This is a genomic window from Paraburkholderia sp. MM5482-R2, assembly GCF_050436125.1.
GTDB classification, from domain to species: domain Bacteria; phylum Pseudomonadota; class Gammaproteobacteria; order Burkholderiales; family Burkholderiaceae; genus Paraburkholderia; species Paraburkholderia tuberum.
In genome coordinates this window covers 1,448,721-1,470,826 of the sequence record NZ_JBNDLP010000002.1, presented here as the reverse complement: position 1 = coordinate 1,470,826, position 22,106 = coordinate 1,448,721, and the positions used below count along the sequence as shown (strand labels likewise).

Annotated in this window: 24 protein-coding genes; 8 read left to right on the top strand and 16 right to left on the bottom strand. The window is 62.8% G+C overall.

Annotation, left to right across the window (positions count from 1 at the left end; genetic code table 11):
• Window positions 1-34: 34 nt before the first annotated feature.
• Window positions 35-541: a putative toxin-antitoxin system toxin component, PIN family gene (locus tag OKW37_RS09680; protein ID WP_429356892.1), complete on the top strand. Its 507-nt coding sequence runs from the start codon at window positions 35-37 to the stop codon at window positions 539-541.
• 186 nt (window positions 542-727) lie between these two features.
• Window positions 728-1,900 (top strand): pyridoxal phosphate-dependent aminotransferase, encoded by a 1,173-nt coding sequence (locus tag OKW37_RS09675; RefSeq protein WP_429406797.1) that lies wholly within the window; start codon window positions 728-730, stop codon window positions 1,898-1,900.
• A 109-nt stretch (window positions 1,901-2,009) separates the two neighbouring features.
• On the opposite strand, the gene OKW37_RS09670 is transcribed toward OKW37_RS09675, so the two are convergent.
• Window positions 2,010-2,657: a glutathione S-transferase gene (locus OKW37_RS09670; protein WP_429406799.1), complete on the bottom strand. Its 648-nt coding sequence runs from the start codon at window positions 2,655-2,657 to the stop codon at window positions 2,010-2,012.
• A 127-nt stretch (window positions 2,658-2,784) separates the two neighbouring features.
• Between OKW37_RS09670 and OKW37_RS09665 the strand changes: the two genes are divergently transcribed.
• The 6 genes from OKW37_RS09665 (at window position 2,785) to OKW37_RS09640 (ending at window position 9,137) form a co-directional block, all read left to right on the top strand.
• Window positions 2,785-4,341 carry a 3-hydroxyacyl-CoA dehydrogenase gene (locus tag OKW37_RS09665; protein WP_429406801.1) on the top strand — a complete coding sequence of 519 codons (1,557 nt, stop codon included), beginning with the start codon at window positions 2,785-2,787 and terminating at the stop codon, window positions 4,339-4,341.
• Window positions 4,338-5,126, top strand: a complete 789-nt coding sequence (locus OKW37_RS09660; RefSeq protein ID WP_184059295.1) for an oxepin-CoA hydrolase, alternative type — start codon at window positions 4,338-4,340, stop codon at window positions 5,124-5,126. Before OKW37_RS09665 ends, OKW37_RS09660 begins: the two co-directional genes overlap by 4 nt.
• A 21-nt stretch (window positions 5,127-5,147) precedes the next feature.
• Window positions 5,148-5,864, top strand: coding sequence for a histidine phosphatase family protein (locus tag OKW37_RS09655; protein ID WP_184059297.1), 717 nt, complete (start codon window positions 5,148-5,150; stop codon window positions 5,862-5,864).
• Window positions 5,865-5,884: 20 nt separating this feature from the next.
• Entirely contained in the window at window positions 5,885-6,991 is a 1,107-nt protein-coding gene (locus OKW37_RS09650; RefSeq protein WP_184059299.1) for a phosphotransferase, read from the top strand.
• A gap of 57 nt (window positions 6,992-7,048) precedes the next feature.
• Window positions 7,049-8,308, top strand: coding sequence for an acyl-CoA dehydrogenase family protein (locus OKW37_RS09645; RefSeq protein ID WP_429406804.1), 1,260 nt, complete (start codon window positions 7,049-7,051; stop codon window positions 8,306-8,308).
• Between the two features lie 127 nt (window positions 8,309-8,435).
• Entirely contained in the window at window positions 8,436-9,137 is a 702-nt protein-coding gene (locus OKW37_RS09640; protein ID WP_429406806.1) for a glutathione binding-like protein, read from the top strand.
• Between the two features lie 98 nt (window positions 9,138-9,235).
• On the opposite strand, the gene OKW37_RS09635 is transcribed toward OKW37_RS09640, so the two are convergent.
• From OKW37_RS09635 to nuoI, 15 genes are all read right to left on the bottom strand, one after another.
• Window positions 9,236-9,712, bottom strand: a complete 477-nt coding sequence (locus OKW37_RS09635; RefSeq protein WP_090803792.1) for a MaoC family dehydratase — start codon at window positions 9,710-9,712, stop codon at window positions 9,236-9,238.
• Window positions 9,709-10,167: a MaoC family dehydratase gene (locus OKW37_RS09630; RefSeq protein ID WP_090803790.1), complete on the bottom strand. Its 459-nt coding sequence runs from the start codon at window positions 10,165-10,167 to the stop codon at window positions 9,709-9,711. Before OKW37_RS09630 ends, OKW37_RS09635 begins: the two co-directional genes overlap by 4 nt.
• A 33-nt stretch (window positions 10,168-10,200) precedes the next feature.
• Entirely contained in the window at window positions 10,201-11,334 is a 1,134-nt protein-coding gene (locus OKW37_RS09625; protein WP_429406808.1) for an acyl-CoA dehydrogenase family protein, read from the bottom strand.
• Window positions 11,335-11,344: 10 nt separating this feature from the next.
• On the bottom strand, window positions 11,345-12,541 hold the full coding sequence (locus OKW37_RS09620) for an acyl-CoA dehydrogenase family protein (RefSeq protein WP_429406810.1): 1,197 nt from the start codon (window positions 12,539-12,541) through the stop codon (window positions 11,345-11,347).
• 48 nt (window positions 12,542-12,589) lie between these two features.
• Window positions 12,590-13,015, bottom strand: a complete 426-nt coding sequence (locus OKW37_RS09615) for a DUF1178 family protein (RefSeq protein ID WP_090803785.1) — start codon at window positions 13,013-13,015, stop codon at window positions 12,590-12,592.
• A 216-nt stretch (window positions 13,016-13,231) separates the two neighbouring features.
• The gene (locus OKW37_RS09610; RefSeq protein ID WP_184059308.1) at window positions 13,232-13,756 is read right to left on the bottom strand and encodes a helix-turn-helix transcriptional regulator; all 525 of its coding nucleotides are present in this window, start codon (window positions 13,754-13,756) and stop codon (window positions 13,232-13,234) included.
• 85 nt (window positions 13,757-13,841) lie between these two features.
• Window positions 13,842-14,087, bottom strand: coding sequence for a hypothetical protein (locus OKW37_RS09605; RefSeq protein WP_090805657.1), 246 nt, complete (start codon window positions 14,085-14,087; stop codon window positions 13,842-13,844).
• Window positions 14,088-14,392: 305 nt separating this feature from the next.
• Entirely contained in the window at window positions 14,393-14,983 is a 591-nt protein-coding gene (locus OKW37_RS09600; RefSeq protein ID WP_090803782.1) for an NUDIX domain-containing protein, read from the bottom strand.
• Window positions 14,984-15,028: 45 nt separating this feature from the next.
• Window positions 15,029-15,325 (bottom strand): DUF2818 family protein, encoded by a 297-nt coding sequence (locus OKW37_RS09595; RefSeq protein ID WP_018420024.1) that lies wholly within the window; start codon window positions 15,323-15,325, stop codon window positions 15,029-15,031.
• Complete coding sequence (gene nuoN / locus OKW37_RS09590; RefSeq protein ID WP_035470481.1) at window positions 15,325-16,797, bottom strand: NADH-quinone oxidoreductase subunit NuoN; 1,473 nt, start codon at window positions 16,795-16,797, stop codon at window positions 15,325-15,327. The genes OKW37_RS09595 and nuoN overlap by 1 nt, the downstream gene beginning before the upstream one ends.
• A gap of 24 nt (window positions 16,798-16,821) precedes the next feature.
• Entirely contained in the window at window positions 16,822-18,312 is a 1,491-nt protein-coding gene (locus OKW37_RS09585) for an NADH-quinone oxidoreductase subunit M (RefSeq protein WP_090803779.1), read from the bottom strand.
• A gap of 15 nt (window positions 18,313-18,327) precedes the next feature.
• Window positions 18,328-20,379: an NADH-quinone oxidoreductase subunit L gene (gene nuoL, locus OKW37_RS09580; protein ID WP_184059316.1), complete on the bottom strand. Its 2,052-nt coding sequence runs from the start codon at window positions 20,377-20,379 to the stop codon at window positions 18,328-18,330.
• Window positions 20,380-20,396: 17 nt separating this feature from the next.
• Window positions 20,397-20,702, bottom strand: a complete 306-nt coding sequence (gene nuoK / locus OKW37_RS09575) for an NADH-quinone oxidoreductase subunit NuoK (protein ID WP_187610965.1) — start codon at window positions 20,700-20,702, stop codon at window positions 20,397-20,399.
• A gap of 20 nt (window positions 20,703-20,722) precedes the next feature.
• On the bottom strand, window positions 20,723-21,415 hold the full coding sequence (locus OKW37_RS09570) for an NADH-quinone oxidoreductase subunit J (RefSeq protein WP_090803774.1): 693 nt from the start codon (window positions 21,413-21,415) through the stop codon (window positions 20,723-20,725).
• 190 nt (window positions 21,416-21,605) lie between these two features.
• Window positions 21,606-22,094, bottom strand: coding sequence for an NADH-quinone oxidoreductase subunit NuoI (gene nuoI / locus OKW37_RS09565; protein WP_090803773.1), 489 nt, complete (start codon window positions 22,092-22,094; stop codon window positions 21,606-21,608).
• Between the last annotated feature and the right edge of the window lie 12 nt (window positions 22,095-22,106).

Genomic DNA, 22,106 nt, shown 5'->3' with positions numbered 1-22,106 from the left:
CTGGCGGTCAAAGACGAAAGCCCGATTGTAACGAATGCCCGGTTCCCTCGCCTCAAGCGGCGCGTTGCGCGTCGTACTCGATTCCAATGTCTGGATCGACATACTCGTATTCGACGACCCGCACACGCGGCCGATCGCCGCCGCGCTCGAAAGGGGCACGCTCGCCGCGCTGATCGACGCGCGCTGCCTCGCCGAGCTCGCCTACGTGCTCGACTATCCGCAGTTCGCGCACCGCAATGTCGACAAAGCCGCTGCGCTCGCGGTCGTCGCGCGGCTGGCGCAACTGGTTAAGCCGTGTGAGCCGACCGAGTCCGCCGCCGACGCGCGGCCGCTGCCCCAATGCAAGGATCGCGACGATCAGAAGTTTCTCGAGCTTGCGCATGCGGCGCAGGCCGACTGGCTCGTGTCGAAAGACCGTGCGGTGCTGAAGCTCGCGAAACGGATCGCGCGCGACTTCGGCTTCAGGATCGCGCAACCGGCACCGTTCGTCGCGGCAATCGGCATCGCGCAGAATGCTGGGGGCGAGCCCGTCAACGCGTGAATCCGACCGTCCGTGCGGCGCGTTGAGCCGAGCGCATGTTGAAGGTTCATCGTCAGGCGGCTTCTGACGATCAACGTGACACCCGCGGCGCGCACAGCGTGTCGCGATTCCCTACAATCAGGCTTCGCCCTTCGCAACGACAGTTCGAGAACCGGCCCACCTTATCGCCCTGCTACCCACGACGCCATGAACGCACCGCACGACACGCCCACGAGCCCCACGTTTCCGTCTCGCCTGCCGAACGTCGGCACGACGATTTTCACCGTGATGAGCGCGCTCGCCGCGGAAAAAGGCGCGGTGAATCTGGGTCAGGGCTTTCCCGACTTCGCCTGCGATCCGCGCATCGTCGACGCGGTCGCGAACGCGATGCGCGACGGTCACAACCAGTATCCGCCGATGGCCGGTGTGCTGCCGCTGCGTCAGGCGATTTCGGACAAGATCGCGAATCTGTACGGCCGCCACTACGACGCCAATAGAGAAATCACCGTGACCGCGGGCGCCACACAGGCGTTGCTGACCGTGATTCTTTGCACTGTCCATCCCGGCGACGAAGTGATCGTGATCGAACCGACCTACGACAGCTATCTGCCGTCGATCGAACTCGCGGGCGGCAAGCCGGTTTTCGTCACACTCGACGCACCCGATTACGCCATCCCGTTCGACAAGCTCGCCGCCGCGATCACGCCGAAGACGCGGCTCATCATGATCAATACGCCGCACAATCCGACCGGAACCGTGTGGCGCGAACAGGACATGCGCAAGCTCGAGGAGATCGTGCGCGGCACCAACGTGCTGATCCTGTCCGACGAGGTGTACGAGCACATGGTCTACGACGGCGCGCCGCATGAAAGCGTCGCGCGTTATCCGCAACTCGCGCAGCGCAGCTTCGTCGTGTCGAGCTTCGGCAAGACCTACCACGTGACGGGCTGGAAGGTCGGCTATGTGGCCGCGCCCGCCGCGCTGAGCGCCGAGTTCCGCAAGGTGCACCAGTTCAACGTGTTCACCGTCAACACACCGATGCAGATCGGCCTCGCCAATTACATGAAGGACCCGGCGCCGTACGTGGAGCTACCGGCGTTCTATCAGCGCAAGCGCGATTTCTTCCGCGCGGGCCTCGCGAATTCGCGCTTCAGGCTGCTGCCGTGCACGGGCACGTATTTTCAATGCGTCGACTATTCGGCGATCAGCGACCTGCCCGAAGCCGAATTCGCGCAATGGCTGACCGGCGAAATCGGCGTCGCGGCGATTCCGGTCTCGGCGTTCTATCACGAGGCGCACGAGTCGGGCGTGGTGCGCTTCTGCTTCGCCAAGCAGGAAGGCACGCTCGCTACCGCGCTCGAACGGCTCGCGCGGCTCTAGGATGCCTTGCGCGATGCCACGAACGAACCCACGTTACTTGCCATCGCGCTGCGCGGCACGGGTGTGCGCTTCGCAACCATGCGCGCTTCATGGCACTGCGCTCATTCCCTCAGGACGCACGCGACGCCGCGACACAGGCCTTGCGATCCTCCGTCACGCGCTGCGCAGCCGGCCGCGGGTTGATCGTCTTTACGTAGCGCTTCCAGTCGATCCCCGCTTCGAGCAGAAGATCGCGGCCGTAAATGGTCTGTGTCGCCATACCGACGAGCGGCAGGCTCACGTAGCCGGCGGTATCCGCCACGCTGAATTGCTCGCCGCACAGATACGGCGAGAACTTCGCGATCCGTTTGAAACCGGCGATGTGATGCGTGAGCAGCTGCTCGACGCGCCCTTTCGTCGCGTCGCTGACCGTGCCGCCGAAAAACGCTTCCTTGTACAGATTGCGCGCTGTCAGCTCGAGATGTACATCGACGAAAAAGATCATTTCGCGTTCCTTGGCGGCCTGCCACGGATCGGCGCAGAAGATCCGCTTGTCGGGAAAACGCGCAGCCAGATATTCGACGATGCACTGCGACTCGCAGAGGTCGCCGTGCTCGGTCTGCAGATATGGCACCTTGCCGAGCGGCGAATGCTCGAGCAGCGCTTCTTCCTGACTCGGCTTCACGAACTGCTCCTCGAACTCGATGCCATGTTCGAGCAGCACGAACTTGACCTTGTTGTAGTAGTTGGACAGCGCAAAACCGCACAGCTTGATCATGGGGTGTCTCCTTGTGTCATGGTGTGTGAGACCGCGCGTCGAGGTTGAAGCAGCGGCTTTCCATCGAATCATCCAAGAAATTGCACGATCGTGCTATTCTAAAATAACCATGGAGTCGGGCATCACAATGAACTCTCGCAATTTCAGCATCGAGACCATCGGCATCGTCGGCACCGGCGCGATGGGCCGCGGTATCGCGCAAATCGCGGCGCTCGCTGGCCTGCGCGTGCGGCTCTACGACACCCACGCGGCCGCCGTCGGCGCCGCGCGCGACTATCTCGCGGAGACTTTCGCCAAATTGACGGCCAAAGGCAAGCTGGAGCAGTCGCGCTCGCTCGCCGCGCTCGCCAACGTGAGCGGCGTGCAGGCGATCAGCGAACTGGTCGGCTGCGATCTCGTCGTCGAGGCTATCGTCGAAAAGCTCGAGGTGAAGCAGGCGCTGTTTCGCGAGCTCGAAACCGTGGTCAGCGGCCGCTGCATCCTCGCGTCGAATACGTCGTCGCTGTCGATCACCGCGATTGCCGCGGGCTGCACCGATCCGTCGCGCGTGGTCGGCTATCACTTCTTCAATCCGGTGCCACTGATGAAGGTCGTCGAAGTGATCGACGGCCTGCGCAGCGACCCCGAAGCCGGCGACGCGCTGATGGATCTCGCGCGCCGCATGGGCCACACGCCGGTGCGCGCGAAGGACATGCCGGGTTTCATCGTCAATCACGCGGGCCGCGGCATGAATACCGAGGGCTTGCGCGTGGCGGGCGAAGGCGTCGCGAGCTTTGCGGACATCGACCGCATCATGCGCGAGCAGGCCGGCTTTCGCCTCGGGCCGTTCGAGCTGCTGGACCTGACCGCGCTCGACGTGTCGCATCCGGTGATGGAGTCGATCTATCACCAGTTCTACGAAGAACCGCGTTACACGCCGTCGCCGATCACGGGCACGCGGCTGTCGGGCGGACTGCTCGGCCGCAAGAGCGGCGAAGGTTTCTATCGCTACGTGGACGGCAAGCAGCAGGTTGCCGCCGAAGCGCCCGCGCCGACCACGCTGCCGCAAAGCGTGTGGGTCAGCCAACGCTACCGCGACGCGTATGAGGCCGTCGTGCAACTGGTCGGCAAAGCGGGCGTAAAGCTCGACGAAGGCGCGACGCCCGCCGCCGGTTCGCTGATCCTCGTCACGCCGTTCGGCCACGACGCGACCACGGCCGCGGTCGACGAAGCGCTCGACGCGAGCCGCGTCGTCGCCGTCGACGCACTGTTCCCGCTCCTCAGCGCGCAACGCCGCACGCTGATGACCACACCGGCCACGACACGCGCCGCGCGCGATAGCGCGCATGCGCTGTTCGCCGCCGACGGCATCCCCGTCACCGTGATCCGCGATTCGACCGGCTTCGTCGCGCAGCGGGTGGTCGCGACGATCGTCAACATCGGCTGCGACATCGCGCAGAAGCAGATCGCGACGCCGGAGGACATCGACCTCGCCGTCATGCTCGGCCTTGGCTATCCGCGCGGACCGCTCGCGCTCGGCGACGCGCTCGGCGCCACCACCATTCTCACGATCCTGCGCAACATGCACAGCGTGCTCGGCGAGCCGCGCTACCGTCCGTCGCCATGGCTCGCAAGACGCGCGCAACTCGGCCTCGCGCTCACGCAGCGCGACGCCGCCGACATCCCAACGGAGACCCAATCATGAGCGCCGCCCTGCTCGCTTCACGCCCGGCCAGCAGCGAATCCACGCTGGTCCTCACGCTGTCGAACCCCGGTGCGCGCAACGCGCTGCATCCGGACATGTACGCCGCGGGCATCGAGGCATTCGATACCGTCGAGCGCGATCCGTCGATTCGCGCCGTCGTGATCACCGGCGCCGATGACTTCTTTTGCGCAGGCGGCAACCTGAACCGCCTGCTCGAAAATCGCGCGAAAGATCCCTCCGTGCAAGCCGATAGCATCGACATGCTCGCTCAATGGATTTCGGCACTGCGGCTATCGTCGAAGCCGGTCATTGCCGCGGTGGAAGGCGCGGCGGCAGGCGCGGGATTTTCGCTCGCGCTCGCCTGCGATCTGATCGTCGCCGCGGACAACGCCAAATTCGCGATGTCCTACGCGCGCGTCGGTCTGACGCCCGACGGCGGCGGCTCGTGGTTTCTCGCCGAGGCGCTGCCGCGCCAGCTGGCCACCGAGGTACTGATCGAAGCCAAGCCGATCGGCGCCGCGCGTCTGCACGAACTCGGCGTCGTCAACCGGCTCACCAAAGCCGGCACCGCGCTCGATGACGCGCTCGCCTGGGCCGACGAGCTCGGCGCGATTTCGCCCAATTCGGTCGCGCGCATCAAGGGGCTGATCGCCGCGGCCGGTACGCAGCCGCTCGCGGATCATCTGGTCGCCGAGCGCGACAACTTCGTCGCGTCGCTGCATCATCGCGACGGTCTCGAAGGCATCACCGCGTTCCTCGAAAAACGCGCACCGATCTACAAATAAACGACGAGAGAGCCGCCCGACATGCCCGACTACCAACTGCCGAAACGGCGCCGCATCTTCCTGATGCGTCACGGCGACGTCACCTACTTCGACGACTCCGGCCGCGCGATCGATCCTGAAACCGTACCGCTGAACGCGAACGGCCGCGAGCAGGCGAGCGCGGCGGGCCGCGTGTTCGCCGAACAGCAGGTGCGCTTTGACCGCGTGATCGTCAGCGGCTTGCCCCGCACGATCGAAACCGCGCGGTGCGTGCTTGCAGAAACGGGTCAGCAGATCGAGCCCGAAATCGAGCCCGCGTGGCGAGAAATTCGCGGCGGACGGCTCGGCGGCATTCCGCCGAGCGATATCGAGGCGGCGTTTCTCGGCGTGTTCGACGGCATCGTGCCGGAGAGCATGCGCTTTCTCGACGGCGAAACGATCGGCGAGCTGTTCGATCGCGTTCTGCCGGCCGTCACGGCGCTGCGCGAAGACACGTCGTGGGACACCGCGTTGCTGGTGCTGCACGGCGGCGTCAATCGCGCGATCCTGTCGCACGCGCTGACGGCCGGCGGCCGCACGTTCTTCGGTCATCTGGCGCAGGCGACCGGCTGCATCAATGCGCTCGACGTCGGCGCCGCGCCGCGCGACTGGGTGCTGCGCATGCTCAACTATTCACCGCCGTCGCCGTTGCATCGCGACGTTCGCAACACCACGATGGAAATGCTCTACGCACAGTTCATCCGATACCAGCGTAGCTGACACCGAACTGGAGGAGACACATGGCGCAAGCCACGCAGACCGGCGAACCGGCACGCAGACAGGACTACTCGGCTTTCGAGGGCACCCGCCCGGTCAACGAGCGGCAACGCTTCGACAACGACGCGCTCGCCGCGTGGCTGGCCGGACATGTCGACGGATTCGAGGGGCCGCTCACGCTCGAGCAATTCGCGGGCGGACAATCCAATCCCACGTTCAAGCTGATCACGCCGTCGCGCGCGTACGTGATGCGCGCGAAGCCCGGGCCCGCGGCGAAGCTGCTGCCGTCCGCGCATGCGATCGAACGCGAATATCGCGTGATGCACGCGCTCGCCGACACCGACGTGCCGGTCGCACACATGCTCGCGCTGTGCGAGGACGAAAGCGTGATCGGTCGCGCGTTCTACGTGATGGAGTTCGTGGAAGGTCGCGTGCTGTGGGATCAATCGCTGCCCGGCATGACGCCCACCGAGCGCGCGGCGATCTACGACGAAATGAATCGCGTGATCGCGGCGTTGCACAGTGTCGACGCCGCCACCGCCGGCCTCGCCGACTACGGTAAGCCAGGCAATTACTTCGCGCGCCAGATCGGCCGCTGGAGCAAGCAGTATCTGGCGTCCGAGACCGAGCCGATCGACGCGATGCACCGGCTGATCGAATGGCTGCCGCAGCATATGCCGGCCGAAACGAACGAGCGCGTGTCGGTCGTGCATGGCGACTACCGGCTCGACAATCTGATTTTCGATCGCAACGAGCCGCGCGTGCTCGCGGTGCTCGACTGGGAACTGTCGACGCTCGGCGATCCGCTCGCCGACTTTGCTTACCACTGCATGGCGTGGCATGTCGACCCGACGCAGTTCCGCGGCATCGCGGGACTCGATTGGGCCGCGCTCGGCATTCCCGATGAAGCGCGGTACGTCGAGCGCTATTGCCAACGCACCGGTTTCGAGATTCGTGGCGACTGGAATTTCTATCTGGCCTACAACATGTTCCGCATCGCAGCGATCCTGCAAGGGATCATGAAGCGCGTCGTCGACGGTACCGCATCGAACGCGCAGGCGCTCGACGCCGGCCGGCGTGCGAAGCCGATGGCCGAACTCGCCTGGCACTATGCGCAGAAGGTTCTCTAGACACAAGGGCGCGCCCTGCTCCCCATCATTCGCAGTCCGTTACCCGCGAGGTCCAAGATGAATTTCGATTACACCCCGAAGGTCCAGGCGTTGCGCGAAAAACTGCTCGCCTTTTTCGACGAGCACATTTACCCGAACGAACAGGCGTTCTATGCGGAGATCGCGCGCAACCGCCAGAACGGCAACGCATGGGTGCCGACCGAACTGGTCGAGCAACTCAAGCAGAAGGCGCGCGAGGCCGGTCTGTGGAATCTGTTCCTGCCGCAATCGGAGCGCGGCGCGGGCCTGACGAATCTCGAATACGCGCCGCTGTGCGAGATCATGGGCCGCGTGCCGTGGGCGCCGGAAGTGTTCAACTGCAACGCGCCGGACACCGGCAACATGGAGACGATCGAGCGCTACGGCAGCGAAGAGAACAAGCGCGAGTGGCTCGAACCGCTGCTGCAAGGGCAGATCCGTTCGGCGTTTCTGATGACGGAGCCCGAGGTCGCGTCGTCGGATGCGACGAACATCCAGACCAGCATCGTGCGCGATGGTGACCATTACGTGATCAACGGTCACAAGTGGTGGTCGTCGGGCGCGGGCGATCCGCGCTGCAAGGTCTATATCGTGATGGGCAAGACCGATCCCGACGCGCCGCGCCATCAGCAGCAGTCGATGATCCTCGTGCCCGCCGACGCCACCGGCATCACCGTGCATCGCCCGCTCACGGTGTTCGGTTACGACGACGCGCCGCACGGCCACATGGAGATCACACTCGACAACGTGCGCGTGCCCGCTACCAGCATGCTGCTCGGCGAAGGCCGCGGCTTCGAGATCGCGCAAGGCCGTCTCGGCCCGGGACGCATCCACCACTGCATGCGCCTGATCGGTCTCGCCGAACGCGCGCTCGAATTGATGGTGAAGCGCTCGCTGCAACGTGTCGCGTTCGGCAAGCCGGTGGCGTCGCAAGGGGTCACGCAGGAGCGTCTTGCCGAGGCGCGCTGCATGATCGAGCAGGCGCGTCTGCTCACGCTGAAGACGGCGTACATGATGGATACCGTCGGCAACAAGGGCGCGCGCGGCGAGATCGCGATGATCAAGGTGGTCGCGCCGAACATGGCGTGTCAGGTGATCGACTGGGCGATTCAGGCGCATGGCGGCGGCGGCGTCAGCGACGATTTTCCGCTCGCGTATGCCTATGCGTCGGCGCGCACGCTGCGTTTCGCCGACGGCCCCGACGAAGTGCATCGCAACGCGATCGCCAAGCTCGAACTTGCGCGTCATATGGATGCGGGCTCGGCGGCTCGCGTTGAGATGCCGGTCACACGCGTTTGAGTGCTTCGGCTCGGTGTGAGCGTGGGGACTGAGCCCGCGGCAAGCAGCGTCGCGCGATCTATGCTCTAATTTTCGGCAACGGCGGCGCCCTCTTTGCGGCGCCGCTTCGACGAACAAAGGAGCCAGGATGATCGACGTCTATAGCTGGGCGACCCCGAACGGCCACAAGATTCATATCATGCTCGAGGAAACGGGCCTACCCTACAACGTGCATGCCGTGAACATCGGTGCCGGCGACCAGTTCAAGCCGGAATTTCTCGCCATCAGTCCCAACAACAAGATTCCCGCGATCGTCGATTCCGAAGGTCCGAAAGGCGCCGACGGCCGACCTTTCGCGCTATTCGAATCGGGCGCGATCCTGATTTATCTGGCCGAGAAAACCGGCAAGTTTCTACCGAGCGATCCGGCCGCGCACTACGCGGCACTGCAATGGCTGATGTTCCAGATGGGCGGCCTCGGTCCGATGCTGGGGCAAACGCATCACTTCCGCGTGTATGCACCCGAGCAGATCGAATACGCGGTCAATCGCTACACCAATGAGGCGCGACGTCTGTACGGCGTGATGGACACGCAACTCGGCAAGACGCGTTACCTGGCCGGCAACGACTATACGATCGCGGACATCGCCGCGTTTCCGTGGACCCGTTCGTGGAAAAACCAGGGCATCGAGCTCGATACCTTGCCGAACGTGAAGCGCTGGCATGAAGAGATCGCTGCGCGGCCGGCGGTGGTGCGCGGCGTCGACGTGCTGGCGTCGGCGCGCGCGCCGCTGATGGACGACAAGGCGAAAGAGATCCTGTTTGGCGCGACGCAGTACGCGAAACACTAGTTTCGGTCGTCTCGCTGACGCGGCTCGACACAAACCGAAAGCGCGAGCGGCATGCCTGCCGGCTCGCGCTTTTTCATTTCGTCTGCGAAGGGAAAACGCTAGAAGTAATGCCGCGTGATGAACTCCGCGACGCACACCGGTCGTTCGCTGCCCTGACGCTCCAGCGTCACGTTCCACGCGAGTTGCACACCGCTGTTGTCGACGTCGGTCACCGACTCGACGGCAAACTTCCCGCGCAGCGACGACCCCACGAGTACCGGCGACACGAAACGCACGCGGTTCAAGCCATAGTTGACACCCATGCGCTGCTCGATCTTCACCGTTTTGCCGAGCAAAGCCGGAATCAGCGACAGCGTCAAAAACCCATGCGCGACCGGGCCGCCAAACGGCGATTCGCGTTTGGCCCGCTCGGGATCGATGTGAATCCACTGATGATCGCCGGTTGCCTCGGCGAAACGGTCGACCCTCTCCTGATCGACGCTCAGCCATTCGCTGACGAGCGGCTCGGCGCCAATGAGCGCGCGCAAAGCACCCGCATTGTCGAAAGCGACTGGCGTCGCCGCGCTCGCCGTCATGCCGCCGCTCCCGGATTGCGCAGGCCGAACATGCCGTTCGAGCGCACGGTGATCACCGTTTCGCCGTGCTGATTGATGCCCTCCCAGCGTGTCGACACGATGCCGCGATCCGGCTTGCTCTGCGACACGCGCTTGTCGACGATGACGTTCATCATCGTGATCGTGTCGCCGACTCGTACCGGCTTGAGCCAGCGGATCTCGTCGATCCCGGGCGAACCCATCGATGTCGAATCCGCCAGTACCTTGCGCACGAGCATGCCCATCATTACCGAGCAGGTGTGCCAACCACTCGCGACGAGGCCGCGGAACGGCGATTCGGCCGCGGCGGCTTCGTCGAGATGAAACGGCTGCGGATCGAACTTCTGCGCGAACTCGACAATCTCCTCGCGCGTGAACATGTGCTTGCCGATTTCGCGGCTCGAGCCCACTTCCATGTCTTCGAAACTGATTTTCATCGTGCACCTCCTTTGTCCGGTGGAACGGCCCGATCAGTCTTCGGCGACCGCAAATCCGGGCAGCGTGGCAAACCGCGCGAGATGATGATCGACGTCGCCGAGCGTGGTCTCGATGATCGCGAGGCGCTTGAAAAGATGCGCGGCCGCCACTTCGTTCGTGACACCCATGCCGCCGTGCAACTGCACCGCCTGTTGACCAACGAAACGCGCGGCCTGGCCGACCCGAACTTTTGCCGCGGAGATCGCTCGACGGCGCTCGTTCGCGTCTTCACTCGCGTAGCGCATCGCGGCCAGATACGTGATCGAGCGCGCCTGCTCCGCGTGGATCAGCATCTCGACCATGCGATGCTGCAACGCCTGGAAACGCGCGATCGGCTGGCCGAACTGCTGGCGCGTTTTGGTGTACTCGACGGTGGCGTGATTGAGCGCGTCGAGCGCGCCGAGCGCTTCCGCGCACAGCAGCAGCGTGCCGTAGTCGGCGATCTGCTCGAGGGTTGCCGCCCCCGCGTGTTTGCCGGCGAGCCGGCGCGCGGGCGTGCCATTGAATTCGAGCGTCGCGGCGCGTTGACCGTCGATCGTGCGGTACTCGGTGAGCGTGACGCCGGCCGCGTCACGCGCGACGACAAAGAGTGCGATCTCGCCATCGAGGCGCGCCGGCACGATCCAGTGGTCCGCCTGCGCGCCGTGCAGCACGACCGATTTGGTGCCGCTCAGCGTCTGCTGCGCACCCTGCCCGCTCGCGGTCGTCGCGACTTCGAACAGATCGTAGCGCGCATGCGGCTCGTGAAACGCCACGGCCAGCCTCGCTTCGCCCTGGGCCGCCCGTTCGAGTAGCGCGGCATCTTCGCCGTCGCCGGTGCCGGTGCCGGCAAGGCGCAGCGCTTCGATGCCGACCGCGGTCGCCCAAAACGGCTCGACGACGAGCGCGCGACCGAGCTCCTGCATGACCACGAGCATGTCGATCGGACCACCGTTGAAGCCGCCCTGCGTTTCGGGCACCGGCAACGCGGTCAGCCCCAGTTCGGTGAACGCGGCCCAGTGCACAGCCGATACGCCCGCCTCCGAGCGCACGATCTGCTGGCGCGCTTCGAAGCCGTAGCTCCTGTCGAGATAGCGGCGCAGCGCATCGGCAAATTGCTGTTGTTCGTCGTTGAAAGTGAAGTCCATGCGCCGCTCCTCAAAGTCCGAGAATCATCTGCGCGATGATGTTCTTTTGAATTTCGTTCGAGCCGCCGTAAATCGACGTCTTGCGGAAGTTGAAGTAGTACGCGGCAAGCGGCGCGGCATCGTCGTCGCCGGCAAGACTGTGCTCGCGTTCGCCTTCGAGGAACGGCACGTCCAACGGCGCGGCCAGCGGGCCGATTGCTTCGAACATCAGCTCGGTGAGCCCCTGTTGCACTTCCGTGCCCTTGATCTTCAGCATCGACGCTTCCGGGCCCGGGCCGCGACCGCCCGCCTCGTTGGCTACCACCCGTTGCACGGTGACTTCCAGCGCCATCAACTCGATTTCGAGACTCGCTACCTTCGCCGCAAACACCGGATCGTGCAGCAGCGGCTTGCCGTTCTTTTTCCGATTCAGCGCGACACGCTTCAGAAACGCCAGCTCACGCTTCGACGCTCCGACTCGCGCAATGCCGGTACGCTCGTGGCCGAGCAGATATTTCGCGTACGTCCAGCCGCGATTTTCTTCGCCGACGAGATTGTCGACCGGCACTTTGACGTCCTCGAAGAACACCTCGTTGACTTCGTGATCTTCGTCGAGCGTGATGATGGGCCGCACCGTGATGCCCGGGGTTTTCATATCGATCAGCAGGAACGAGATGCCCTCCTGCTTTTTGGCGCCGCTGTCGGTGCGCACGAGGCAGAACATCATGTCGGCGTGCTGGCCGAGCGTGGTCCAGGTCTTCTGGCCGTTGACCACGTAATGATCACCGACGCGCTCCGCGCGGGTGCGCAGCGACGCAAGGTCGGAACCCGATCCCGGTTCCGAGTAGCCCTGACACCACCAGTCCGTGCCGTCGAGAATACGCGGCAGATAGTGGCGCTTCTGCGCCTCGTTACCGTACTTCATCAGCACCGGCGCAACCATCGACACACCGAAAGGCAGCACGGAAGGTGCGCCGATACGCGCGCACTCTTCTTCCCAGATATGTCGTTGCGTCGCGTCCCAGCCGGGGCCGCCGTATTCGCGCGGCCACGCGACCGCCGACCAGCCTCGCGTGCCGAGCAGCCTGTGCCAGCTTGCGAAGTCTTCGCGGGAAAGCCGTTTGTGATTGAGAACCTTGTCGCTCAGCTCGCGAGGCAGATTCGCTTCGAGCCAGGCGCGGATGTCGGCGCGGAACGCGTCTTCAGCGGGGGAATAGTCCAGATTCATGCGTAGTGTCTCCTGGCCGCCACCGCCCGGCCGCCTGGAGCCACCGCGCTATTGCAGTGGTTCCTTCAGCGCAGCTGGGACCGGCAGCGGCATCACTTCGATGCCTTCCTCGACCAAGGCACGCGCATCCTCCGGTGTCGTGACACCGCGAATACTGCGCACAGGCGCTTCGTTGTAGTGAATGCGTCGTGCTTCCTCGGCGAAGCGGTCGCCCACGTTCTCCGTCTTCTCCAGTACCTCGCGCAGCGCGCGCATCATGTGCGCCTGCATTTGCTCCACGCCCGCCGGCACCTTGGAGTCGGTCGCGCCCGACAGATTCAGACGCGGTGCCGAAGGCAAACGGCTCACCTCGTTCGCACCGCAGATCGGACATTCGACGAGCTTGCGGGACTGCTGCGACTCGAAGTCATCGGTCGAAGCGAACCAGCCTTCAAACCGATGGCCATGCGGACACTGTAAATCGAGGACCTTCATATGGAATCAGGGCTTGCGTGCCAGTTTAGCGCAAAATGGAAATTTGTGAACGATCGTTCGCAAAACTTTAGAGGCGGCGTGCAACCGCCAGCGGCCGCAAGGGAATATGACGCGGGTGGGCGATTTTAACGCTTTACGGCAGGTGCTGCCGAAGGCGGCCCGGCTAGTAAGCGGTGCCACATCTGCTCCGCTCTACGGCCCGCTTGCGGCGCACTGCTACGCCACGAGATTGCTCAGTTGACGGCTCACACGCGGTTCAATCTGACGGGCCTCCTTCGTCAGATTGATCTGCTTCGCGAGTTTTGCGACATCCGCCACACCGACCTCAATCTCGTACCCGCCGCGCGCGGTCAGCCATTCGAGCACGTCCGCCAGATGCCACACCGACGCACTGCCTTCGTGGACCGGTGACGGGAAGTCGATTGCGTTGTTCAGCATCAGCTTGCGCATGTTTTGCCGCGACACGCCGGCCACCTCGGCCACGTCGGTCAGCCCTACGAAGTCAGGTCCCGCCTCGATCAGCTGCGCGGACGGCACCGCACCTTTCACGTCCTTGAGCGCGCTGGTGACAGCCGCGAGCGCGCTCGCGCCTTCACGGGTGAAAAGCAGCCCGAGGCGGCCGGGTTGCCCGACGCCAATCGTGGCGTCGTCGCACCCCGCTTCGCCCAACCGCTCGACGATTGCGTCTGCATCGCATTCTTCCGCGGCGAGGCGGTATTTCAACGTGAACACATATTCCATACGTTACTCCTGTCTTCGTTGAGCCCAGGTTGTTGCGATTCCTGCTCGATACCTGCTTGATACCTGCGTGATACCTACGAACCCACTAGCGCCGTGCCGTGCAGTTGCCGACGATGCGCCGCAAGTGCCTGGCGTGATTGCCGGCATTCTTCGGCGTACTCCAGACGCTCGATATACAGAACTCCCCGCAACGACATTCGGCGTCTCTGTACGGGCAATGGATTTTTCCCCACGCATGACCTCTTCCGCCGTCCTGAACGCGCCAGCCGTGCTGCTCCGCGTATGCCAATGCGGCCTCGATCTCTTTCTTCATGTGCCTTGCTCGAACCATCGAGACCTCCAATTTAGTCGCTCCAGCACAGGTTGTCAATTGACAACCTGTGCTGGAGCAGAAATGAGATCACTGCGATCTTTAACTTCAGTCATCCAAAACAGAATCGACGACGAATTCGGTGATCGAGAGGTTCATATTAGCCGGCCGCCGGCGCCACGACGAGCCAGCCAGATGGCATAGGAGACGGCTTATTTTTCGAGCCAGAAAGAAACCGCGAAGCCAATGAAAAGCCCCTGCCGGTCATCGACCAACAGGGGCTCCGTTCACCTGCAACGCGGATCAGCTACCGGGCAGACGCGAACTTATACCGTTTCGGGCGCCTCGGTCGGCCACGTACCCGACAGCACTTTCTCGAGCCAGAAGGTACCGATGATCGTCTTCACATCGGTGATCTTGCCCGTGCGCACCCACTCGGATACCTGCTCCACGGTCGCGGTGAAAAGTTCGAGAAACTCGCCTTCATCGAGGTTGCGCTCACCCGCGGTCAAGCCCCGCGCGAGATAGATATCAATGAATTCGGTCGAGTAAGAAATGATCGGGTGAATCCGAGTCAGGTACACGTACTCGCGCGCGGTATAGCCGGTTTCCTCGCGCAGTTCCCGGACCGCGCAGGCCAGCGCGCCCTCGTTCGGGTCGAGCTTGCCGGCCGGATATTCGACCATCACCTTGCCCATCGGATAGCGATACTGACTTTCGAGCAGCACGCGAGCGTCGTCGAACAAGGGGATCACCATGACGGCGCCAGGATGCTGAACGTATTCGCGCGTTGCCTGTTTGCCGTCGGGCAGTCGGACCGTATCGTACTTGACCGTCATGAACGGTCCTTGATGGACCGTCTTGCTGTCGATACAAGTCTCGGTTAGCGCGGCGTCGTGATTGGGAAGCTCAGCCATGTGCGGACCTCAGAACAGCCAGGCGCGCGCGACGGCGAGACGCCGTCAGCGGCGTTTGACGAGATATTGGAAGGTAAAGCCGGGGAAAGCGAACACGACGAACAGCGCGAACGTGATCGCGTAGAACTGCCAGCCCTGCTCGAAGCGATTTCCCGCGCGCGCTTCGAGCAAAAAGCCCAGCGCGCCGACCACGAAATACAGCACGATCAATTCGGCAATCCGGAGCCAGGCGCTTTTCTTCGCCGCTTTCAACGGCACCGCGGCGAAGAGGCGCTGATTCAGGAACGGCAGGTTGGCGCCGACCAGCGCCAACAGCACGATAAACCAGCCCGCAGCGGACATCAGAGCAGCAGCGTGTGCTGGATCGCCTGCAAGCAGGCGCGCAACAGCGGATCCGGCACGATACCGAGCACCAGCACGGCGACGCCGTTCAACGCGAGCAACGCGCGCGTGCTCGTGTCCGCCACGATCGGCGACTTGTCTTGCGGCTCGTCGAAGTACATCAGCTTGACGATACGCAGGTAGTAGAACGCGCCGAACAGCGACGTGATCACGGCGAGCACGGTGAGCCAGGTCAGGCCGGCGTTCATCGTCGCTTGCAGCACGGCGAGCTTCGCATAGAAGCCGACTGCCGGCGGAATACCCGCGAGCGAGAACATCATGATCATCATCACGAACGCGAATACCGCGCTGCGCTGATTGAGGCCCTTGAAGTCCTCCAGCGTGTCCGCTTCGAAGTCGCGGCGCGCGAGCAGCATGATGACGCCGAACGTGCCGAGCGTCGTGATCAGGTAGACGATGCTGTAGAACATCGCCGAGCCGTACGCGTTCGCGGCGCCCGTGGTCTTCTGGTCGACCACGCCGGCGAGCAGGCCGAGCAGCACGAAGCCCATGTTCGAGATCGCCGAATACGCGAGCATCCGCTTGACGTTGCGCTGCACGATCCCGGTGATGTTGCCGACGATCAGCGACAGCGCCGCCAGAATCACCAGCATCTGCTGCCATTCGACCGCCAGCGGCAGCAGGCCCATTACGAGGAAACGCAGACCCCACGCGAACGCCGCGACCTTCGGGCCGCCGCCGACGATGAGCGTCATCGCCGTCGGTGCGCCCTGGTACACGTCAGGCACCCACATATGGAACGGCACCGCACCCATCTTGAACGCCACGCCCGCCACGATGAAGATGACGCCGAACAGCAGCACGGTCGGATCGTAGTGGCTCGTGCTGATCGCCTTGAACACTTCGTTCAGGTCGAGCGAGCCGGTCGCGCCATACAGCATCGAAACACCGTACAGCAGGAAGCCGGAAGCCAGCGCGCCGAGCACGTAGTACTTCATCGCCGCTTCGTTCGACGACGCCACTTCGCGACGCAGCGCGATCACCGCGTACAGCGACAGCGACATCAGTTCCAGACCGAGATACAGCGTCAGGAAGTTATTGCCCGAGATCATCACGATCTGGCCGAGCAGCGAGAACATGCCGAGCAGGAAGAAGTCGCCGCGGAACAGGCTACGGTCTTCGAGGTAGCGACGCGAATAAACGATCGTCACCGCATAGCCGAGCGACACCACTGCCTTCATCACATTGGCGAACGGATCGACCACGTACATGTGATCGAAGAAGTAATGCACTTGCGGGTCAAACGCATTGATCGCGAACCAGATCCCGGCGACGAGCGTCGAGAAGAACGCAATGAAATACGTGGTACGGCGACCCTCCTGGCCGACGAACGTGTCGTTGAGCCACGCGATGACAATGGCGAACATCACCAGTGCGTCGGGCAACAGAGCAGTCATAGGGGCGTTTTGCATGGTCTTAAATTCCTCCGCTCGTCGTTACTGAGGCAACGGCAGCTTCGATTGGGCAACGTGGGAGAGGAGGTTTTCCACGGATACGTGCATCACATCGGTAAAGGGCTTCGGGTACAGGCCCATGAACAGCGTCAGTGCGGCGAGCACAGCCAGCATGAAAAATTCGCGACGGTCGATGTCGAGCAGGTTCTTCACGTGGTCGTTCGCGACCGCGCCGAAGTACACGCGCTTGTACATCCACAGCGTGTAGGCCGCGCCGAGAATCAGCGTGACCGCCGCGCCACTCGCGATCCAGAAGTTGTACTGGACGGAGGCCAGAATGACCATGAATTCGCCGACGAAACCGGAAGTGCCCGGCAAGCCGCAATTCGCCATCGCGAACAGCATCACGAATGCCGCGAACTTCGGCATCACGTTGACGACGCCGCCGTAATCGGCGATCTGACGCGAGTGCATGCGGTCGTACAGTACGCCGATGCACAGGAACATCGCGCCCGACACGAAACCGTGCGAGATCATCTGCACGATCGCGCCTTCCGCGCCGAGCTGATTGAAGATAAAGAAGCCGAGCGTGACAAAGCCCATGTGCGCGATCGACGAATACGCGACCAGTTTCTTCATGTCGGCCTGCACCATCGCGACGAGACCGATGTAGATCACCGCGATCAGCGACAGCGTGATGACGACCGGTGCGAGGAAATGGCTCGCATCAGGCGTGATCGGCAGCGAGAAGCGCAGGAAACCGTACGCACCGAGCTTCAGCATGATCGCGGCCAGCACGACCGAGCCGCCGGTCGGCGCTTCCACGTGCGCGTCCGGCAACCACGTGTGCACCGGCCACATCGGCACCTTCACCGCGAAGGCCAGGAAAAACGCGATAAACAGTAGCACCTGCGGCGTCATCGCAATCTGCGCGTGCTGCCACGTGGCGATGTCGAACGAGCCGGTCTGGTTGTACAGATAGATCAGCGCAACCAGCATCAGCAGCGAGCCCGCCAGCGTGTACAGGAAGAACTTGAATGCCGCGTACACGCGGTTCGCCCCGCCCCACACGCCGATGATGATGTACATCGGGATCAGCGTCGCTTCGAAGAACACGTAGAACAACAGGCCGTCGGCCGCGCTGAACACGCCGACCATGATGCCCGACAGGATCAGGAAGGCCGCGAGGTACTGGCCGACGTTCTTCGTGATCACTTCCCACGCCGCGATCACGACGATCACCGTGATCAACGCGGTCAACGCAACGAACCACATCGAAATGCCGTCCACGCCGAGGTGATACGTGATGTGGAAGCGCTCGATCCAGTTCGCCTGCTCGACGAACTGCAGCTCGGCGGTGCTCGAATCGAAGCTGGTGATCAATGGCAGCGTGACGAGGAAGCTCAGAACCGAGCCGATCAGCGAAATCCAGCGCGCGGGGGCGGGGTTCTCGTCGTTGCCGATCGCGAGAACCAGCAGACCGAAGAAGATCGGCAACCAGATCGCGATGCTCAGAATCGGATAAGCGTGCATGGGTGTCCCTCGCCTTTATTTGCCGCCGAGCGTTACGAACAGGGTCAGGAGCCCCAGCATGCCGATGATCATGGCGAACGCGTAGTGGTAGATGTAGCCGGATTGGAGGAAGCGGATCACGCTCGCGAACCAGCCGATAAAGCGTGCGCTGCCGTTGACGATGCCGTCGATCACGACCACGTCGCCTTCCTTCCACAGACCCCGGCCAATGGCCACCGCGCCCCGCGCAAACACGACTTCGTTGATCTTGTCCATGTAGTACTTGTTATCGAGCAACGTGTAGATCGGGCCGAATGCGCGCTTGATGACAGCGGGCAGATCCGGACGGACCAGATACAGGAACCATGCGACCACCACGCCTGCGAGCGCGAGCCACACAGGCAGGCCCGACACCGAGTGCAGACCCATCGACGCCCAGCCCTGGAATTCTTCGGTCATCTCATGCAGCGCCGGATGGTTCTCGCTGATGTAGATCACCTTGTCGAACGCGACGCCGTGCTGGAAGAAGTCGCCGAACAACATCGGACCGACGCCGATCGCGCCGATCACGATCGACGGAATCGCCAGCAGCACGAGCGGCACCCACACGACCCACGGCGTTTCGTGCGGCTCGTGAGCGTGGTCGTCGTGACCATGACCATGGTCGTCATGCCCATGCGACTCGGCCTCCGCGCCCATCGGCGATTCCGGGTGCTTCGGATTGCGGAAGCGCTCCTCACCGTGGAACACCATGAAATACATACGGAACGAATACAACGCGGTCACGAACACGCTTGCGACCACGGCGAAGTACGCGAAACCCGAGCCTGGCAGATGCGACAGTTTCACCGCGTCGATGATCGAGTCTTTCGAGTAGAAGCCCGAGAAGAACGGCGTGCCGATCAGCGCGAGCGAACCGATCAGCGACGTGATCCACGTAATCGGCATGTACTTGCGCAGGCCGCCCATGTTGCGCATGTCCTGATCGTGATGCATGCCGATGATCACCGAACCCGCGCCGAGGAACAGCAGCGCCTTGAAGAACGCGTGCGTCATCAGGTGAAACACGGCGACCGAATATGCCGACGCGCCGAGCGCGACCGTCATGTAACCGAGCTGCGACAGCGTGGAATAAGCGACCACACGCTTGATGTCGTTCTGGACGATCCCGAGGAAACCCATGAACAGCGCGGTAATCGCACCGATGACCATGACGAACGACAGCGCCGTATCCGACAGTTCGAAGAGCGGGGACATGCGCGTGACCATGAAGATACCGGCCGTCACCATGGTCGCCGCGTGAATCAGCGCGGAGATCGGCGTCGGGCCTTCCATCGAGTCCGGCAGCCACACGTGCAGCGGGAACTGAGCCGACTTACCCATCGCGCCGATGAACAGGCAGATGCAAGCCACCGTCAGCAGGCCCCAGTCGGTACCCGGGAAGTTCAGCGCCGCGAGTTCGGTACGCTTCGCGAAGACTTCGCCGTAGTTCATCGAGCCGGCGAACGCGAACAGCAAACCGATGCCGAGCAGGAAACCGAAGTCGCCGACGCGGTTCACGATAAACGCCTTCATGTTCGCGTAGATCGCACTCTCACGCTTGAAGTAGAAGCCGATCAGCAGGTACGACATGAGACCCACCGCTTCCCAGCCGAAGAACAGCTGCAGGAAGTTGTTGCTCATCACGAGCATCAGCATCGAGAACGTGAACAGCGAGATGTACGAGAAGAAGCGCTGGTAGCCGTCGTCGTCGGCCATGTAGCCGATCGTGTAGATATGCACCATCAGCGACACGAAGTTCACCACGCAGATCATCATCGCGGTCAGCGAGTCGACCAGGAAACCGACTTCGAGCTGGGTCTTGCCGATTGACATCCATTGATAAATGGTCGCGTTGAAGCTCGCGCCGTCCATCACCTGGAAAAAGACCATGACCGACAGGATGAACGAAATCGCGACGCCGAGGATCGTGACCGAATGCGCACCCGCCCGCCCTATTGCCTTGCCGAACAGCCCCGCAATCAGGGAACCAGCGAGCGGTGCCAGCGGAATTGCCAACAGCAGGTTTTCATTGAGTATCGTGGACATAACCGCTTTTCCTGAAATTAACCTTTGAGCTGATCGAGATCCTCGACATTGATCGTGTCGAGACTACGGAACAGGGTCACCAGAATTGCGAGACCGATCGCCGCTTCGGCTGCCGCAACCGTCAGCACGAAGAAGACGAAAATCTGGCCATGCACGTCGCCCAGGTAGTGCGAGAACGCGATGAAATTGGTGTTCACCGCGAGCAGCATCAGTTCGATCGCCATCAGGATGATGATGACGTTGCGGCGGTTCAGGAAAATGCCGACGATGCTGATCGCAAACAGGATCGCGCCGAGGACAAGGTAATGGGCAAGGGTCAACATGATTTCTATCTCCTGTCCGCTCAGCTGTTCTTGGCCGGCGCCGAGTCGGCTGCTGCTGCAGCTGCCGCGGCAGCCGCCTGTTCCGCAGCGAGGGTCGCCGCGGTTTTCTCTGACGGCATCTTCACAACGCGCACGCGGTCCTGCACGCGCACCTTGACCTGTGCGCTGACGTTCTGACGCTTGCTGTCCTTCTTGTGGCTCGTGGTCAGCGCGATCGCCGCGATGATGGCAACCAGCAGGATCAGGCCGGCAATTTCGAACGCGAAGATGTAGTCGGTATAGATGACCTTGCCGATCAGGCGCGTGTTCGACCAGTCGCCCATGCCAGCGGCAGCCGCGGCCGTGTCGTGCAGCGCCGTGGTGGTCGCGCCGTAGCCGTGCCACAGGATCAGCGCGGTTTCGATCACGATGATCGCGCCCACCGCCGAGGCCATCGGCACGAAGCGTTTGAAGTCCTTGCGCAGCACGTCGAGATTGACGTCCAGCATCATCACGACGAACAGGAACAGCACCATCACCGCGCCGACGTAGACCAGCACCAGCAGGATCGCGAGGAACTCGGCCTCCAGCAGCATCCAGATGGCCGCTGCGTTGAAGAACGCCAGCACGAGAAACAGTGCGGATGACACCGGGTTGCGCGAGGTGATCACCTTCAGCCCTGAAACCACCAGGAGCAGCGCGAAGATGTAGAACAGTACGGTCGTGAATTCCATGATTACCGGTTCATCGTTAGGCCATCGTCAGGCATTGTTCTTTGGCACCCGTGGCTGGCAAAAGCGGACGAAACCGCCAGAACCGCCACACAGGTGCGCCGTGCCGCGGCGTTCAGGCCGCGGCGGTCGGCCCGACAGCAGGCCGTGTTACTGCTTTTACTGCCGCATTTGCTGCAAGCGGGAAAACGCTTCAACGATACGGTGCGTCGGCTGCCTTGTTGGCGGCGATTTCTGCTTCGTAACGATCGCCAACGGCCAGCAGCATTTCCTTCGTGAAGTAAAGGTCGCCGCGCTTCTCGCCGTGATACTCGAGAATGTGCGTCTCGACGATCGAATCGACCGGGCAGCTTTCTTCGCAGAAACCGCAGAAGATGCACTTGGTCAGGTCGATGTCGTAGCGCGTCGTGCGGCGCGTGTTGTCCGCGCGCGTTTCCGATTCGATTGTGATCGCGAGCGCCGGGCACACTGCTTCGCACAGCTTGCACGCGATGCAGCGCTCTTCGCCGTTTTCATAGCGGCGCAGCGCATGCAGACCGCGGAAACGCGGCGAGATCGGGGTCTTCTCTTCCGGGAACTGCACGGTGATCTTGCGCTGGAACGCGTAGCGTCCGGTCAGCGCGAGGCCTTTCAGGAGTTCCGTGAGGAAGAAAGTCTTGAAGAAGTTTTGGATTGCGGTCATAGGTTCGTCCGC

Bases quoted from the DNA above. Each gene is read 5' to 3' on its own strand.
- nuoN (WP_035470481.1), bottom strand. From the start codon at position 16,797: ATGCAAAACGCCCCTATGACTGCTCTGTTGCCCGACGCACTGGTGATG.
- OKW37_RS09595 (WP_018420024.1), bottom strand. From the start codon at position 15,325: ATGTCCGCTGCGGGCTGGTTTATCGTGCTGTTGGCGCTGGTCGGCGCC.
- nuoI (WP_090803773.1), bottom strand. From the start codon at position 22,094: ATGACCGCAATCCAAAACTTCTTCAAGACTTTCTTCCTCACGGAACTC.
- OKW37_RS09570 (WP_090803774.1), bottom strand. From the start codon at position 21,415: ATGGAATTCACGACCGTACTGTTCTACATCTTCGCGCTGCTCCTGGTG.
- OKW37_RS09670 (WP_429406799.1), bottom strand. From the start codon at position 2,657: ATGATCAAGCTGTGCGGTTTTGCGCTGTCCAACTACTACAACAAGGTC.
- OKW37_RS09605 (WP_090805657.1), bottom strand. From the start codon at position 14,087: ATGGTTCGAGCAAGGCACATGAAGAAAGAGATCGAGGCCGCATTGGCA.
- nuoK (WP_187610965.1), bottom strand. From the start codon at position 20,702: ATGTTGACCCTTGCCCATTACCTTGTCCTCGGCGCGATCCTGTTTGCG.
- OKW37_RS09650 (WP_184059299.1), top strand. From the start codon at position 5,885: ATGGCGCAAGCCACGCAGACCGGCGAACCGGCACGCAGACAGGACTAC.
- OKW37_RS09665 (WP_429406801.1), top strand. From the start codon at position 2,785: ATGAACTCTCGCAATTTCAGCATCGAGACCATCGGCATCGTCGGCACC.
- OKW37_RS09625 (WP_429406808.1), bottom strand. From the start codon at position 11,334: ATGGACTTCACTTTCAACGACGAACAACAGCAATTTGCCGATGCGCTG.
- OKW37_RS09680 (WP_429356892.1), top strand. From the start codon at position 35: ATGCCCGGTTCCCTCGCCTCAAGCGGCGCGTTGCGCGTCGTACTCGAT.
- OKW37_RS09655 (WP_184059297.1), top strand. From the start codon at position 5,148: ATGCCCGACTACCAACTGCCGAAACGGCGCCGCATCTTCCTGATGCGT.
- OKW37_RS09600 (WP_090803782.1), bottom strand. From the start codon at position 14,983: ATGGCTGAGCTTCCCAATCACGACGCCGCGCTAACCGAGACTTGTATC.
- nuoL (WP_184059316.1), bottom strand. From the start codon at position 20,379: ATGTCCACGATACTCAATGAAAACCTGCTGTTGGCAATTCCGCTGGCA.
- OKW37_RS09615 (WP_090803785.1), bottom strand. From the start codon at position 13,015: ATGAAGGTCCTCGATTTACAGTGTCCGCATGGCCATCGGTTTGAAGGC.
- OKW37_RS09660 (WP_184059295.1), top strand. From the start codon at position 4,338: ATGAGCGCCGCCCTGCTCGCTTCACGCCCGGCCAGCAGCGAATCCACG.
- OKW37_RS09640 (WP_429406806.1), top strand. From the start codon at position 8,436: ATGATCGACGTCTATAGCTGGGCGACCCCGAACGGCCACAAGATTCAT.
- OKW37_RS09585 (WP_090803779.1), bottom strand. From the start codon at position 18,312: ATGCACGCTTATCCGATTCTGAGCATCGCGATCTGGTTGCCGATCTTC.
- OKW37_RS09620 (WP_429406810.1), bottom strand. From the start codon at position 12,541: ATGAATCTGGACTATTCCCCCGCTGAAGACGCGTTCCGCGCCGACATC.
- OKW37_RS09675 (WP_429406797.1), top strand. From the start codon at position 728: ATGAACGCACCGCACGACACGCCCACGAGCCCCACGTTTCCGTCTCGC.
- OKW37_RS09630 (WP_090803790.1), bottom strand. From the start codon at position 10,167: ATGAAAATCAGTTTCGAAGACATGGAAGTGGGCTCGAGCCGCGAAATC.
- OKW37_RS09610 (WP_184059308.1), bottom strand. From the start codon at position 13,756: ATGGAATATGTGTTCACGTTGAAATACCGCCTCGCCGCGGAAGAATGC.
- OKW37_RS09635 (WP_090803792.1), bottom strand. From the start codon at position 9,712: ATGACGGCGAGCGCGGCGACGCCAGTCGCTTTCGACAATGCGGGTGCT.
- OKW37_RS09645 (WP_429406804.1), top strand. From the start codon at position 7,049: ATGAATTTCGATTACACCCCGAAGGTCCAGGCGTTGCGCGAAAAACTG.